General features: G+C 58.0%; 11 protein-coding genes. 2 read left to right on the forward strand and 9 right to left on the reverse strand.

Features of this window, described 5'->3' with window-relative positions; genetic code table 11:
• Position 1: 1 nt before the first annotated feature.
• From bcsZ to ACX3YD_RS16620, 9 genes are all read right to left on the reverse strand, one after another.
• Positions 2–1,135, reverse strand: coding sequence for a cellulose synthase complex periplasmic endoglucanase BcsZ (gene bcsZ, locus ACX3YD_RS16580; RefSeq protein WP_458960524.1), 1,134 nt, complete (start codon positions 1,133–1,135; stop codon positions 2–4).
• Positions 1,125–3,431, reverse strand: a complete 2,307-nt coding sequence (bcsB, locus tag ACX3YD_RS16585; RefSeq protein ID WP_458960525.1) for a cellulose biosynthesis cyclic di-GMP-binding regulatory protein BcsB — start codon at positions 3,429–3,431, stop codon at positions 1,125–1,127. Before bcsB ends, bcsZ begins: the two co-directional genes overlap by 11 nt.
• Positions 3,428–6,022, reverse strand: coding sequence for a UDP-forming cellulose synthase catalytic subunit (gene bcsA, locus ACX3YD_RS16590; RefSeq protein WP_103406513.1), 2,595 nt, complete (start codon positions 6,020–6,022; stop codon positions 3,428–3,430). Before bcsA ends, bcsB begins: the two co-directional genes overlap by 4 nt.
• On the reverse strand, positions 6,019–6,738 hold the full coding sequence (gene bcsQ / locus ACX3YD_RS16595; RefSeq protein ID WP_103406514.1) for a cellulose biosynthesis protein BcsQ: 720 nt from the start codon (positions 6,736–6,738) through the stop codon (positions 6,019–6,021). Before bcsQ ends, bcsA begins: the two co-directional genes overlap by 4 nt.
• Positions 6,735–6,989 (reverse strand): cellulose biosynthesis protein BcsR, encoded by a 255-nt coding sequence (gene bcsR, locus ACX3YD_RS16600; protein WP_458960526.1) that lies wholly within the window; start codon positions 6,987–6,989, stop codon positions 6,735–6,737. The genes bcsQ and bcsR overlap by 4 nt, the downstream gene beginning before the upstream one ends.
• Complete coding sequence (bcsG, locus tag ACX3YD_RS16605; protein ID WP_458960527.1) at positions 6,959–8,602, reverse strand: cellulose biosynthesis protein BcsG; 1,644 nt, start codon at positions 8,600–8,602, stop codon at positions 6,959–6,961. Before bcsG ends, bcsR begins: the two co-directional genes overlap by 31 nt.
• Positions 8,595–8,789 carry a cellulose biosynthesis protein BcsF gene (gene bcsF, locus ACX3YD_RS16610; RefSeq protein ID WP_458960528.1) on the reverse strand — a complete coding sequence of 65 codons (195 nt, stop codon included), beginning with the start codon at positions 8,787–8,789 and terminating at the stop codon, positions 8,595–8,597. The genes bcsG and bcsF overlap by 8 nt, the downstream gene beginning before the upstream one ends.
• Entirely contained in the window at positions 8,786–10,330 is a 1,545-nt protein-coding gene (gene bcsE, locus ACX3YD_RS16615; protein ID WP_458960529.1) for a cellulose biosynthesis protein BcsE, read from the reverse strand. Before bcsE ends, bcsF begins: the two co-directional genes overlap by 4 nt.
• 516 nt (positions 10,331–10,846) lie before the next feature.
• Positions 10,847–11,203, reverse strand: coding sequence for a helix-turn-helix domain-containing protein (locus ACX3YD_RS16620; RefSeq protein ID WP_103406517.1), 357 nt, complete (start codon positions 11,201–11,203; stop codon positions 10,847–10,849).
• Positions 11,204–11,409: 206 nt separating this feature from the next.
• Here ACX3YD_RS16620 and ACX3YD_RS16625 point away from each other — a divergent pair, with 206 nt between their 5' ends.
• Together ACX3YD_RS16625 and ACX3YD_RS16630 are read left to right on the forward strand one after the other, a co-directional pair.
• The gene (locus tag ACX3YD_RS16625; protein ID WP_103406518.1) at positions 11,410–13,038 is read left to right on the forward strand and encodes a methyl-accepting chemotaxis protein; all 1,629 of its coding nucleotides are present in this window, start codon (positions 11,410–11,412) and stop codon (positions 13,036–13,038) included.
• 95 nt (positions 13,039–13,133) lie between these two features.
• Positions 13,134–15,683 carry an EAL domain-containing protein gene (locus ACX3YD_RS16630; RefSeq protein ID WP_103406519.1) on the forward strand — a complete coding sequence of 850 codons (2,550 nt, stop codon included), beginning with the start codon at positions 13,134–13,136 and terminating at the stop codon, positions 15,681–15,683.
• Positions 15,684–15,697 lie beyond the last annotated feature (14 nt).

The raw sequence follows: 15,697 nt of genomic DNA on the forward strand, positions 1-15,697 counted from the left end.
TTCACTGCGTGCATGTACTCGTCCAGTTCGGTTGAAGTCGCCCATCCTTGTCGAACCGATAGCGCTGTTCGTCCCAGCCCTGGCCAAACATCAGCAGCGACTGGTTGTAATAGGCATCGGCCAATGGCGGCGATTGGCGCAGGCGTTCACGCTGGGCAGACAGTGCTGCCGCCGACGATGCATCGGTGGCCAACAACGGTAAAAGTGCCGCCGAAAACCCGACAGGCCCGGAGCCCTTGTTCTTGCCGGAGCCGGAGTCGACGTGTTCTGGCACATACCCCAGGCGGGCAGTGGCCTCAAGCATGGGTTTGAAGTGATCGAGCAAGTCGGTGCGCCCGGGGGCATCGGCCGCTAACATGCCGAGCCACAGATAGACACGTATCGCGTCGTAGCTACCCTGTGCGCCTTTCCCATCGACTGAAACAACTTTTCCGGCCTGCCACACCAACCAGTCCGGTGCGAAGCCCTTGGGGGCGCCTTCGATCAGCAGGCGCCGGGAGTTTTGCGCCACTTCGGCCCAAACCGGTGCGATGAGCGCGAATCGGGACAACAATTGTGGCGGCAGATAGCTGGGGTTCAGGCGCCAGCCCTTGCCGGATTCGAAACCGACGTCCCCTGGCAGCAACATAAGGCCAAGCCCCGGCAGTTTGCGCAGGGTTTGTGCGGCGCTTCGCCACAGCATGTGATTACCCAACGTCAGATAATCAGGCCTGCGCCACAGGCGACCGGCTTCCAGCAAGCTGTAGGCAATCCACAGATCAGCGTCGCTGGCGTTGTTGTTGTCGAGCACGCCCCATCGACCGTCCTTGTTGAGTCCCCATTCCCAGGCAGGAAGATGACGGCTGAGATCGCCGTCCGCCAGGTTGTTGCGGGTCCAGGTCAACAGCCGGTCAAAGCTTTCCCCATCGTTGGCCACCAACGCAAAAAACAGCCCGTAGCTCTGCCCTTCAGACGTGGTGATTTGCTGCGCAGAGGACGTGTCTATAACCCGCCCATCAGCGCTGATCATGTGCTGCTTGAAGTTTTCCCAGGCCGGCCAAACACACTGGCTCGCACCCTGCGCGGGCCATGCCAGGATGGGTAGAACCGCCGCAAGAAGTCGCGACCGGGCATTTTTCACCGACTTATTCTTCATAAGCCAGACGACGACGAGCGGCCCATTTCAGGATACGCCAGGTCAGGAATGCGCTGAGCAGTACGCCAGACACCGCGAGAAATGCGATCAGGATCGGGTGCTCGGACAACTTGAACCAGAGCATCAGCCACCAGGGCAGACTGCCGACGTAATAGTGGTCGCCGACCATCTGGCCCTGAACGCCACTGCTACGGATCAACACCACCGAGCCCGCGACCGCGTCCATCTTGCCGCTGTCATTGAGCGTCTCGCGCAATAACTGGAAGCCCGCATCTTCATTGGCCAACAGGGCCACAATGCTGCGTTGTTCGTGGGACGGTGACTGCATGCCGACGATTGCAGCAATCGGGCCTTTGGCTGAGACCTCGACGCGACTGGCAACAGGACTGCCCGGGTTAGTGCTTTGCGACGAGCCCGGTCCCTGGTGGTTTGCTTTCAGCAGCCAGTCCCGGGAGCGGTCCAGCAAAACATTCATGTCCTGGTTGTCGCGCAGGTCAGGAGGGAGAGAACCGAGGATCAGCACGTCTGCATCGCGCGTCGACGCCTCTTCCCAGTTATCGCTCAACGTCAGATTGATCGCGGGCAGGCCCGAGCGTGCCGAAATTCCGGCGATCGCTTCCAGGTACGTGCTCAACTGCACAGCGCTGGACTGCGACGGCACCATCACCACGGTTTCGGAAAGATCCGCCATGCGGCTGAAGGGGAAGCCGCTGCGGGCAAACGCTGACAGATCAGGCATGGCGATGTAATGGTGATAACCCGACAAATCGATCGTCGACTGATCGTCGATGACTGCTTGAGTGTCCACCGGTAACGAGGTCTGGCAACGATCCCGCTGGGAACTGCTGGTCGTCGTGGCGAAGCTGAAATTGAACCGCAGGTTGTTGCGGTCGCCGATTTTCAGTGCCGGGACCGACAGTTTTTCATTGATGTTCGATGACTCGCTGGATAACACGGCAAGGCGCAACTCTTCGAGCCGGTCCTTACTGCTGGCCACTAACGGCAGGCTGGTGATGAACTGATTATTGAGGCTGATGTTCAGACGCGAACCGTCATTGGACGCCGGTGGCGTATAGCGGTATTTCGTTTGCAGCGGAATGCCCTGGTTGCGCCACACAAACAGATCCGGCGGCAGGTTAATGTCCAGGCTGATAGGCAATGGCTGCAGGCCGCTGGCCCGCAATTGTTCGGGGTACTTGATCAGCTCGGCAAAACGAACGGCCCGGTCGGTACGCATCCAGTTCGGAGCGTCATAAGGTTGGCGTGGCTGGATCTGCTGCACCTTGTCGATAACAACCCGATCACCCCGAAACAGATCGCCACCCAGCACCAGCGCTTGCGCGGCCACGGCCAGGTCGGCCTCGTCACGGCCCAGCACCAGCAACACCTTGCCGTAGCGGTCGTTCGGGTTGTCGATCATCTGCACCACCGGCGCCTCGACCGGCGGGAACTGCTTCAGGTCACTCAGGAATGCGGGACGGTGAGTGTTGGTGGCAAATACGATGGACGCGGTGACCGGCCTGGCGGGTGTCGCTGCGGGCAGTTGATCGAACGACACCGGAAGATTCGTGCCGCGCCACGCGGCCTGGCTGCCGAAGTACGAGGCAAGAATGCCTGCCGCACGTTGCTCGCCAAGCGTCGGCGAAGCCGCAAATACCATATTCAGAACAGGCTTGTCGTAGTCGCGAGCATCGAAAAATGGCATCGGAAAATAGGCCAGATCGTTCTGGACCATCAACGCCTGCTCTTTCAGGGAAACCAGGCTGGCCCGGCTGATGTTGACCCACAGCGCGCTATTGGAAGGCTCTTCGCAAATGTCGGTGTAATGGCCGACAAACTCTAGCCTCACCCGGTTGAAGTCGCTGATCAGGCGCGGATCGAGATCGACTTGGCGGACGGTCTTTTTCCCCAATTGCTCCTTGTCGATGGTGATGACGCTCATCAACTCGTCATTGAGGTAAACCCGCAGATGCGACAGCGTTGGCAGCAGTCCCGGTGAGGGTGTGTATTCAAGCTGCAGCTTCGCATCGCTGGCGATGCGGTCGCGACGCATGGTGAATTCAAACTGATCGGTGTTATGCGTGCCCAGCAACAGACTGTCGGTCAATCGCCCCAGTTCTTCGAAGTTACGCGAAACGTCCCAGCCAGGCACGCTGCTCACTGCAGCCGAATCTGACGCTGGCGTCGTAACCGGTGGCTGCACCTTGGCGGTTTGCTCCTTGATGGGCTGCGCCTGGGCACAACTCATTGCCAGTGACAGCAGGCTTACCAGCGTGAAATTGAAATAGCGACTCATGGGGCGCATACCGATCGAGATGTAGAAGAAAAGGGGGCGGCTTTGGCGAAGCGCGGTGCATAGCTGATCAGCCAAGCGAGCAGACGCATGACCGGGCGGGCCAGGGACCGTGTCCAGGCAGGCAAATATTGATACAGGCGGTAGTAGCCACTGGCACCCAGACGCAGGACGTCGATGAAGCTATGCAGCGGCCGGTCTGGTTCGAAGTTTTCGTTCCAGTTCAACCAGGCATCGGCACGGGAAAACGTGCATTGCACGTAATCGATTTTCTGTTCCGACGACAGCTCGTTCAGGGCGATGGCAATGAAGTTCTTGTGGCTGCGGCTGATGATGCCGGAGAACAGAAATTCGCGTTCGCCGCGCTGCATCATCAGGAAAACCCGCTCACCGATGGGCAGGGAAAGCTCAACGTCCAGCTCGACGCCGGTACCACTTTCGGAGTAATCCACCAGCATGCAGGGATAGAATCGCCCGTTTTGCAGACGCACCGCCGCCGGCAATTTGGCCTGCACACGATGGGACTTGCGCACCTGGTGAACCTCTGCGGCAACGGCCACCGCAGCGCCCACGATCAGCAAGTTGTAAATGACCCACAGACTGCTGACCAGCGTGGTCCCGATTTCAGTGCCCGGCCCGTAAATCAGGCGCCATACCGCAAAACCCAGGCCAACGATGTTCAGCAGCGCCAACACCAGATACGGCTTGGCGATCCCCCAGTCGAACTGGTCCTCAGCCATCAAGCCGCCTTTGGCGGTCACGTTGAACTTGCCTTTCTTGGGGTTGAACAGGGCAACGGTGGTCGGCCGAGCGATGTACCAGGCGAGTACGGTTTCATAGACCTCTCCCCAGAACGTCAAACGGTATTCTCCCTGCATGCGTGAGTTGGTCAGGCTCGCATGAACCATGTGCGGGATCACATACAGAATGATCATCAAGGCCGGCGCATAGATGATGTAGGCGTGCAACAGCAGGAACGCCAAAGGCGCGGTCAGGAACACCAGGCGCGGCAGGCCTGCGAGGAAGTGCAGCATGGCGTTGGCGTAGCAAATGCGTTGAAAGAACGTCAGGCCTTTGCCCAGCAACGGGTTGTCCGTGCGGAAAATCTGCGCCATGCCCCGAGCCCAGCGAATCCGCTGACCGATATGTGCGGACAGGCTTTCAGTGGCCAGCCCCGCCGCCTGGGGAATGCGCACATAAGCCGAGTTCCAGCCCTTGCGGTGCAGGCGCAGTGCGGTATGGGCATCTTCGGTAACGGTTTCCACGGCAAAGCCACCGATGTCATCGAGCGCCGAACGTCGGAGCACGGCACAGGAGCCACAGAAAAATGCGGCGTTCCACATGTCGTTGCCGTCCTGTACCAGGCCGTAAAACAGCTCGCCTTCATTGGGCTGGTGCCGAAAGGTATCGAGGTTGCGCTCGAAAGGGTCTGGCGACAGGAAGTGATGCGGCGTCTGCACCAACGCCAGCTTGGGGTCGCGCAGGAACCAGCCCACCGTGAGTTGCAGGAATGAACGCACTGGCACGTGATCGCAGTCGAAAATGGCCACCAGCTCTCCATCGAGCTGCTTCAAGGCTTGATTGAGGTTGCCTGCCTTGGCATGCCTGTTGTCGCTACGAGTGATGTAGTTCACCCCGGCCTGTTCAGCGAACACGCGGAATTCTTCGCGGTTGCCATCGTCGAGTATCGAAATACGCAGCTTTTCGCGGGGCCAGTCGATACCGAGGGCGGCATACACGGTGCCGCGTACGATGGACAGGTCTTCGTTGTACGTCGCGATCAACAGATCGACCGTAGGCCATAGCTCTGTATCACGAGGCAGTTGTGCCGGTGGGCGGTTCAACGGCCAGCAGGTCTGTATGTAACCGAACACCAGTACCAGCCAGGAGTACGTTTCGGCAATCAGCAATAACACGCCGCAGGCCAGATCCAGCGGACTGTCCCAGTTCAGGGTCGCGGTGTAGCGCCACCACAGGTAACGACAAGAGACGATGAGCGACAGCATGATCAGCAGCAGCGTCGGAAACCGGCCCGGCACGCGACGGATCACCATGGCGACCACCCACAGCAAAATCACGAAAACCGATTGCGATAAGTAGTTGAAGGGCTCGGTGATGCACACCACCAAGAGGATCAACGCGACAGCGGCGCAGCTGTAATTCAGCCAATGTTGCTGGCGAGGACGAAGGTTGCGCCACCACTGGGCACCATCCAGTACGGCTTTGTTCTCGCTGGCGTGCTCCGGCAGGCCACTTAGAAAAACACCGATACGACTCCAGAGACGGTGGTTGGACTCGCCAACGCGATGCATCCATTGCGGTGCAGCGCGCCGCCGGGCTTGCGGCCAGGGACGGAACACCAGTAACCACAGGCTTTGCAGGGCAATGCGCAAAGGGTCACCGACACTTGGGACTTTGCTGGCCAGGTGCGGATACCAGCGCTGGCGCTGCTCGATCAGACGCTGCCAGGCCGGCGACTCCAGGCGCAGGAACAGCCAGGCCAACGCGGTGCACGACGCCAGCAGCAAAGCCGTCAACGGGTGGCAGTCGTAGCGCCGGCGCAGGTACAGGTAAGGAAACCAATGCGTGATCATGTCACCTCTCGGCGTCTTGCCAGACACCAGGTCGCCAGGCTCAGCGCATCTAGCGCAGCAAGGCTTTCCGGTGCGTATCGCCCCACTGGTTGCTTGAACGCGAGCGCTTCACGCATGGCTTCATCTGCATGCACGGTCAGGGGCAAGAGACGAGCGGCATAGAATTTACGCCAGATGAGTAACAGATCGCGTTGCAGCTGGCTGCCCGGATCAAAGCGGTTCACCAGGACGGGATTGCTGCCCGCCTGCTGCAACAGCAGCACATGGCAGGCGGCATCGGCCTCGGCTATCTGGATCGGGAGCAGGCAGGGGCCGATGGTGCCGTGCCCTGGCAAGCGTTGCGGTATGTCGAATAGCAGCCAGTCAAAGTGGGCCGCCAGACTCGCCTGGCGCCGTGCCCAGATCTGCGGGTCATGGATCAGTTGCTGCTCAATGCTCATGGACTCATCGGCACTCAGGCGACCATAAGGCAAAAGCTGCAGGGTCGGCGTCAGGCTCCAGGCCTGCTTGTGCCATTGCTGACCATCGAGCATCGCCCGCGCCCAACCCGACTCCCCGCTATCCAGCAGATTGAAATGCAGTCGCAGCAGGTTTTCCGGGCACATGTCGATCATCAGTACCCGCTCACCGAGGCTTTCCAGGGCATAACCGAGTGCGGCTACCAACGAAGTGGTACCGACGCCTCCACGTACCCCGCAGATACTCAGTGCTGTCACTTAAGCGCTCCGACCTTGCCCGGTTGTACGGGCTGGGCAACCGGTGATGGCGGCTGATTGCCAGTGATTGCGAAATCAGCCAGCAACGGCCAGCGCTTGAGCGCGCGGCTTAATTCCAGCAATGCCGAGACATCGACGTATTCCAGGCTCGGCAAGTGCAGCTCGGCTTTAAGCCGGGCAATATCATCGGCTCGCTCGTAGCGCGAGAGCGCCTGGTTCTTTACTTGAGATTTTGCGGGTAAGGAAGCCAAGCTCCTTTCTCCTTGATCCGAACGTAAGGCTTGCCCGCGTAATCGAGGACAACGGTACCCGCGTTTTCCGAGACCACCGGGGTTTGCGGCAGATCGGCCAGCAATGCCTGCCAGTCCGGGCCCAGGCCATCGCCTTGGGGCGGCGCGGCGTACAGGCGCGAGATAATTTCCGACAGCGCCAGATAACTGCTCGGTGCGGTGACGAGAATCGGCTCCGATCGCGTGTTCTTGCCCATGCCGACCAACTTGATGCCGACCGGCACGTGGGTAATCGACGAACTCGGGATTTCCCGCATTCCGGATATCTGCATGCGGTCACCGTGCAAGGCCGCACCATGCTCAGGCACGATCACCACCGCCACCCGGCGTCCGCTTTTCTCCAGGTCTTTAAGGAAAGTGCTCAGGTCATCGATCAATGCTTGGGCGCGGGGCTTGTACTCGGCGCTCTTCGTGCCGCCATCGAGGGTCAGGCTGCGGTTGCCGTCATGCAGCGTCGTGGTGTTATAGAAGAGCGCCACCCTGGAATCACTTTGCGCCTCTCGGTGCTGCCACCATTTGTTCAGTACGTCACGATCACGCCAGATTGACGAACCATCGAAACCCACCAGGGCACGTTGCAGACTGGAGACACTGACTTCCGGCGCTGGCAATGAGCCTTGGGCACGCACTTCGTCAATAAAACCTTCGAACTGGCCGGTGTGGTTGAGCATGACTTCGCTGTTGAAGCCCAGCTTGCGCAGGTCATCCATCAACAGGCATTGCTCGGGTGCCACGTCATAAAGCTTGCTGTGCGGCTGCTGGCCGCAACTGGCGCGCAGCAGCCGAATGGCGGCCGGCCCGCTGTAGGAAGTGGCCGAGTTGAAGTTCTCGAACACAATGTCCATCTGCTGCAGCAAGCTGTTGTTACGCAAACCCACAGCGTCCAGATCATCCCAGGCCATTGAACATATATTGATCAGCAGCAGATCGAATGGCTGAGCAGCCGACTGTGATGGCTGGAATACAACCTGCCGACCGGCCTCGGTGTTGTAGAAATTTTGCAAATAAGTGTCGAGTGTCGCGTTGTCCGGCTCGGCGCTGACAATCGGTGCGCCACCGGTACTCGGCGCTTGCGTAGTGCTCTGCTGTACCGGCGCATGCATTGCCATCAACCCTGCTCCGCCCAGCCAGGCGAAACCGGCCAGGGTCAAGGTGGTCAGGCGCAGCCACTGACGCACGAAGAAATATGCCACCACCAACAGCAGCAATGCGCCGCACAGGTTCGGGTCAATGAAACGGCCGGCCAGGTCGAGCAGATAATCGCCGCTGAAATTCAGCACGCCTGGCTGGTCCAGTAACCTGCTGAAGGGTGGCAGCCAGGTGTCCTGATAGAACAACGCTACAGCGGGTGGTATGGCAATCAACGTGCGCAGCAGCGCCAGGTATCGATTGCGCAGCGGCACCAGCAATACAGCGGCGAAGACCAGGTTCGGCAGGATCTGCAGGTTCAGGTAGCCGCCCCAGAACATCGCCAGCTTAATCAGAAAATACAGGTTCCACAGCCCCAGGCCCGGCCAGCTCCAGTCGCGTTGTACGGCTGTCCTGTCCACTTCGAATCGCTCGGGACTATTCATGTGCGTCACGCTCAACAGGCGACACGGACTTGCGCCGACGCACCCCGCGCGGCTGCAGATAACGCGGTGACAAATACTGCAGAAGCAGCCGATTGAAGCGCTGCAAAAGACTGCGTAGCGCCAGCATAAATGCGACGGTCATCAGGCAGCTTGCCGCGATAACCTGGAGCAGTTGGGCGTAATTCATGGGCACGGCTCCGACAACGGCAGCGTAATGCGTTGCGGCGCGTAACCGCTCTGGGTGATGGCGTGAGTCAAATCAGCGGTTACCTGTCCGGTGGCCAGGCGTGAAGCTTCAGGCATCTCGGGGGTATCGATAAAATCCTGACGCGGCAACGCGTCCACGCCGGACAGGACCTTGCACTCGCTGAAAATGTCCCTCCATGGCAGGCGGCAGATATTGCCCAGTGCCGGCTCCAGTCCGTCGCCACGGCAAGCGAACAGAAACAGATAAAACACTCCGTTGAGTGCGCAGGCGACGTCGCCGAAGCGGCGCAAGGTGATCTGACTCAAGTATTGGTCGATGTTCAGGTCGCCTCTGGGGCGCAACCGCAGCAATTGATGAGCAAGCTCGCCCGAAGTGCCACCGTAAATGTCATCCAGCAGGTCGATAAATTCACGTGGCGGCAACAATCCGCGTCGCGCCGGAGGACGCAGTCGTGCAAACAATGACTGGATATCGGCGGTCTGACGATAACGCCAGATCTGTCCCTGGGCGCTTTCCACCATGCTGAGGAAGTTCGCCAGTGTGGTTTTGGCAGGCACGATCAGGTTAGCCCCGCAAGTCAGCAATAGACGCTCGTCGCGGTAGCGCAGGCAAGACTCCATTTCCCGCACGATGATCTTCAACGCGGCACCACATTGCTCGCGTAATCCGTGTAATTGCCGAGCCAGCGGTTCCACATCCTGGTTGCTTTCCAGCGTCACGATCACGCAGGCGGCGCGCGCGCGGGCAGCCTGCTGCAGGAGATCGGCACGATGTTCAAAAAGGCGCCATTGCTCAGACAACGGGGCCGATCCCTCAAGGGCGGATCGCTGGGTCAGGTAGATACGCTGGTCGTCGGTGCGGATTTGCGAGGGGCTGGATAGCTGCGAATCGCTCAAGGAAAAACCGATGTCGGTCACTTCCAGGTCAAATGTTTGCGCGGCGCAAACACCCAAGTCACTGTGCCAAAAGTTCAGTTGGTAGTGAATTGCACCATCTTGGCGATACAGTTGCGCCAAACCGGAAAGTTGTTCATTAAGACGTGACAAGCATTCATGCAATAACGGCGATTGACCGCTGCAAAGCACTAAAAGTGTGCAGTTAATACTTAACAACCATTGTCGGGTATTTTCACACCAATGCTGTAACTGTTCAGTGCCGAGATTATCCAGAGAGTCCGAATTGACCATCAACAGCAGATAACTGCCGCGTGCGATCTTGATTCGTTTCAAGTCCGAGGTCAGGGTGGTGAAGGCTTTGCGAGCAGAGGCATCGTGAGGCATGGAAAACATGCGCAGCGCAGACGGGCCGCTGTCTGCAGCCAAGGTCTCGACAATTGTCCGAGGGTCGGTGCCGCTGCATATCAGCGTGGCGATATGTGCTTCGGATAAGGCTGACAGAAACTGCTGAGCAAGAATTTCCGCATCGCTCGCACGGTCCAGGGCGATCCAATACAAGCCGCCCTTGCGAAGCGACATTTGCTCATCCTGTAGATGCCGGATGGCTAACGTGACATGACCCACAGCCTTCTACTCCACTCATCCGAACTGCACGAGAAACACTCAACTCGAATGGTTAAGTATCGGCAAAATTTGACGGCTGCTAATTAAGAGACAAAGAGTATCCAGACATCGCTGTCGGTGGTGATGCTCGTCTCAATAAGATCATGAAAAAACACTCATCAATCAACTAAGCCAGAGAAATCTACCACCGTGCCATGCACATATAGCCGTTTTTAAGCGGGCGAATGATGTGATATCAAACTGACGGTGTCAATATTTCGTAACAAAGTGCTAGAGTTTCGAAATGGGAGGTGAAGTCGTGTCATTTTATTGGCGCCTTTAAACGGTTGGTGAAAATGGGTGGCTGGCGGCAAGCGACATCCATGAGCCAATGGCCATGGGCGGTGGTGGTTCTGATCGGGTCACGGGTGGAGAGCCTGGTGTTGGATTTGCTTGAGCGTGTGGCAGAGAAGCGTTGGGGGGTGCAGCGGTGGAGTCACAACCTCGGGCGAGGTTCTGTCATCCGTCGGGGGGCAATCACAGCTGTTGAACGGACCCTTTGGCTTTCAAAACTTTGACGATTTCAGCCACGAAATTGACAACCATCACTCGCTCACCGACCGGCAAGCTTGCAATCAGCTCATTGATGTTCTGGGAGTGGCTATGGGCGTCCGTGGCATTTGTGCGCACCAGATCGCTGAGCGAGCAATCAAGCACCTCGGACATTTGCTGCAGTCGTTGCAGGGTCAGTGAGATCACGCCATTTTCCATCCGGCTGACGGTCTCCTTTTCCACGCCTATGGCTTCGGCGATTTGGGCTTGAGTCAGACCTTTCGCCTTGCGGCGCGCGGCGATAGCGGCACCCACTTGGCCTGCGACTTTACGTTCCTTCATGTTCTTAACCTCTTGCGTCAACACCCTCGTCGTTATGCGACATTTTCCGGCGTTACTACGTTCAAGCGAATGATGTTATAAGACTAAGGTATTGATGGATTACGTCATTGTTTGTTTGATTCAGGTCAAAATCGGCCGATAGCATGGGAGTAATCTAATCGTCGGCTTTGGCCGGTTACTGCTGATGCAACTGGGAACTGTCCAAGATGCTGACTCATTTGAAGATCCGAACAGGAATGTTCTGGGTGCTTGCGCTTTTCGTCTGTGCACTGCTGATTTCGTCGTTGACAAGCTGGCGCAGTGCATCGAGTAGTGATGAACAGATCCAGACTTTGAATGAGGTGGGGGTGACCCAGAACAGCCGGGTTCACCTGGCTTATCTGCGCCTGTTGCGTGCACGGGTCGGGATGGCGGGCGCTTTCCTTGAAGCGCGCATGGGCGACACGGTCAAAGCCCAAACCAGCCTGCAACGGTCTACGATCCTGTTCAAGGAGGCCATTGATTTCTTCGAAGCGTTTGCGGCGCAAGAAAAAAGCAGCGGTTCGACCCTTCAGAGCGATGAATTACAGCAGGCTTTCGCAGCCTATCGCAGCACGCTGGAGGAGCAGACGCAGGCGCTGAATGAAGGGACAGAGGCTCGCTACGTTGAAGTCAATCTCAAGGCGAGAGCGGCCAACGACCGGTTTGACCAGGCTCTGCAAGGCTTCGAACAACAGCTCGACACTCAGATCGCTTCGATCATGGTCCAGGCACATTCACGCTACAACCTGGCCCAGGTTCAAGCGTTGATTCTGTTGATGATTGCCGCCTTGCTGGTGGCCGGTTGCTGGTGGTTTATCGCCAGCCGCTTGTTGCGTCCACTGCGCGAAGCCGGGGAGCATTTCGATGAAATCGCCTCCGGGGATCTGCGTCGTTCGATCACTGTGCAATCGAGCAACGAAATCGGTCAGTTGTTCTCGGGCTTGCAGAAAATGCAGGTCAGCCAGCGCCAGACCATTGAGCAGATCAGTCAATACGCCCATCAATTGGCCAGCTCCGCCGAGCAGTTGAGACAGGTGACGGTGGAAAGTAATCACGGCCTGCATCAACAACACAATGAGCTTGAGCAAGCGGCCACCGCCGTGACTGAAATGACTGCCGCAGTGGAAGAGGTTGCGAGAAACGCGGTGTCCACGTCAGAGGCTTCCAACGCCACCAACGAGTTGGCGGGCCAGAGTCGGCGCCAAGTGCAGGCGACCGTCGAAGAGGTGGACGCCATGAGTCGGGAGATCAGTACCAGTTCCGCGCTGGTCCAGGATCTGGCCACTCAGACTCGTGACATCGGCAAGGTGCTGGAGGTCATTCGCAGTATTTCCGACCAGACCAATCTGCTGGCGCTCAACGCGGCCATTGAAGCTGCGCGGGCCGGTGAAGCGGGGCGTGGATTTGCCGTGGTGGCAGACGAGGTTCGAACGCTGGCTTATCGCACCCAGGAGTCGACACGGGAAATCGAGCAGATGATTGCCGGAATCCAGGCCGGCACGCACCAGGCGGTTGATGCCATGGGCGCCAGCACGTTGAGAGCCAGTAGCACGTTGCAGGCGACGGAAGCGGCGGGCAAGGCACTGGAAGAGATTTTTGTTGCTGTCCACCAGATCACCGAACGCAATCTGGTCATTGCCAGCGCCACTGAAGAGCAGGCCAAAGTCGCCCATGAAGTGGATCGCAATCTGTTGAATATTCGTGAGTTGTCTACACGGGCGGCCGACGGTGCGCATCAGACGAGTTCAGCCAGTGGCGAATTGTCCCGTCTGGCCTCCGAGCTGAGTGCGATGGTCCGCCACTTCAAGACCTGATGCCCGGGGAAATGGAAAAGCAGGCCGCGTCGAGCATTGTTAGTACAGCGAATTTAGCCTGGAATGTTAAATCGTAGTTAGCGGATCACTGCCATATGTCGGATGTTCAGGATTTTTCGCAGGTCTTTACCCAGGCACTAGAGCAAAGTATCGATGGCGTTGTGGTTATCGACAGCCAGAATCGGGTCATTGTGTTCAACGATGCCGCTGAAAGCCTATGGGGCTATACCCGCGATCAAGTCATGGGCAAGAACGTCAACTTCCTGGTGCCACAACTGATCCAGGCTAGCCACGATAGTTACATCGAAGCCAATCGTCGCAGCGGTATCAACAAAATTGTCGGCACCAGCCGTGACGTGCTGATCGAGCGCCAGGACGGCGACTACCGCTGGGGGGCCATGTCCATCTCCAGGGTCAGCGCTGCAGGGCAACAGTTTTATGCCGCGATCATCAGGGACATTACCCGGCATCATAAGGAACACGAACGCCTGCAACTGTTGTCGCTCGTCGTCGACACTTCGGAAAATGCCATCATCATCACCGATGCCCAATGGCGCATTGTGTATACCAACGGTGGGTTTTCCCGCATGTTCGGGCACGCCACCGATGAGGTCTACGGACAACCACTCGACAGCGTGATTGCGCCGGACTTCGATCAGCATGTCAAAGTCGCCATGCAAGAGCAGGTGATGTCGGGGGAGATTTATCATTCGCAGGCGGTCGCCTACCCCCGTGAAGGCCGCCGGGTGTGGTGCAATGTCACGATTTACCCGGTCTGTGATGCGCAGGGTCATTTGATCAATACCGTCAGCGTAATGATTGACGTGACCCACTCTCGGATGCCGGAGATTCTGCGCAATAAAATGCTCGAAGCCATGGTGCGGGAGGAGTCCATAGAGTCCTTGATGGCCCTTGTTTGTAAAGAGGTCCAGAGGATCGCGCCGGAGGTGATTGCCTCGATCTTGAGCGTGGATGACGACGGATTGCTGCGCACCCTGGCGTCTCCTGATCTGCCAGAAAGCTACAGTGCGGCGCTGGATGCAGTGGCTATCGGGGCTGGGGTAGGTTCTTGCGGCGCGGCGGCGTTCAGCGGCCAAGCGGTGATGGTCCGCGATATTGCCTCTCATCCGTTCTGGGTCGGTTTTCGCGACCTCGCATTGCCTCTCGGGCTCAGGGCTTGCTGGTCGACGCCTATAAAGTCCAGTTCAGGCAGGGTTTTGGGTACTTTTGCGTTCTACTATCGTTCGCCCCGCGAGCCGTCACTGCTGCATGAGCAATTGGTCAATGCCAGTATTTACCTGTGTGCACTGGCGCTTGAGCGTGAGCAGTCCCGCGCTCACATCCAACAGCTGGCGTTTTATGACGACTTGACCGGTTTGCCAAATCGCAATCAGCTTCATGTCCGTGCCAATCAAGCCATTGCCGATGCCTCCCGCAACGGCACGCCGCTTACGGTCCTCTTTATCGATCTGGATCGCTTCAAGCAGGTCAATGATTCATTGGGGCATCCTGCGGGTGACGAGTTTCTTCGAGTGATCGCCCGGCGCCTGACCAAGTATCGTCGCAAAGTCGACATCGTCAGCAGGTTGTCGGGTGATGAGTTTGTCGTCGTGTTGCCCCAGTGCGCATTGAGCCAGGCGCAGGTGGTGATCGAGTACTTGAGAGAAGAACTGAGCGCACCCTGCCAGATTTCGGGCGTGACGCTCAAGCCGTCGGCCAGTATCGGTGTCAGCCTTTTTCCCGACGATGGCCGCTCCATGGAAACCCTGCTGCATCGCGCCGACATGGCCATGTATCAGGCAAAGACAAGTGGGCGGGGTTGTGTCAGCTTCTTCAGTCAAGGCCTGGACCAGTTGGCGCGCGGGCGATTGAGGCTTGAAACGGCGTTGCGCGAAGCCATTGATCAGCAACTGTTGCATCTGGTCTACCAGCCCCAGATCAATCTGCAAGACAACGCACTTTATGGGGTAGAAGCGCTGGCGCGTTGGAAACATCCGCAGCTGGGCGACATCTCACCCGGGTGCTTTATACCGTTGGCCGAAGAGTGTGGGCTGATTGTTGAGTTCGGGCAGTGGGCACTGCGTGAAGCTTGCGGTCAATTGGCTGCCTGGCGGCGCGAAGGGCTGAGCGTGCCAGCCATATCGGTCAATCTGTCGCCGACCAATTTTCACAATCGCCAATTGCCCGACATTCTGACCCGAATCCTTTCCGAACAGCGGTTGACGGTTAACGACCTGACGCTGGAAATAACCGAAAACGTCTTGATGGACAGCAATCCAGACACCTTGACCACGATCAACGAGGTCCATGCCCTGGGAATACGCTTGGCCATGGATGATTTCGGTACAGGTTATTCGAGCCTCAGTTACCTGCGTCGCATACCGCTCCAGGAGCTCAAGCTCGACCGTAGCTTCGTGCACGATCTGGAGAATGACACCACCAGCCAGGCGCTGAGCGAAGCGGTGATTCGCATTGGCGAGAGTCTCAAGCTGAGCGTGGTGGCCGAAGGTATCGAAACCCTGGGCCAGCAGCGCATTCTGAAGGAACAAGGTTATGAGGTCGCCCAGGGTTATCTGATTTCCAGGCCACTCTCGGCTCGTGGATTGGGGCTGTGGCTGGAAGATCGTTCGTACTGTGAGGCGTGATGAACGGCGCTGTC

This window comes from Pseudomonas fluorescens group sp. PF-1 (assembly GCF_054481335.1).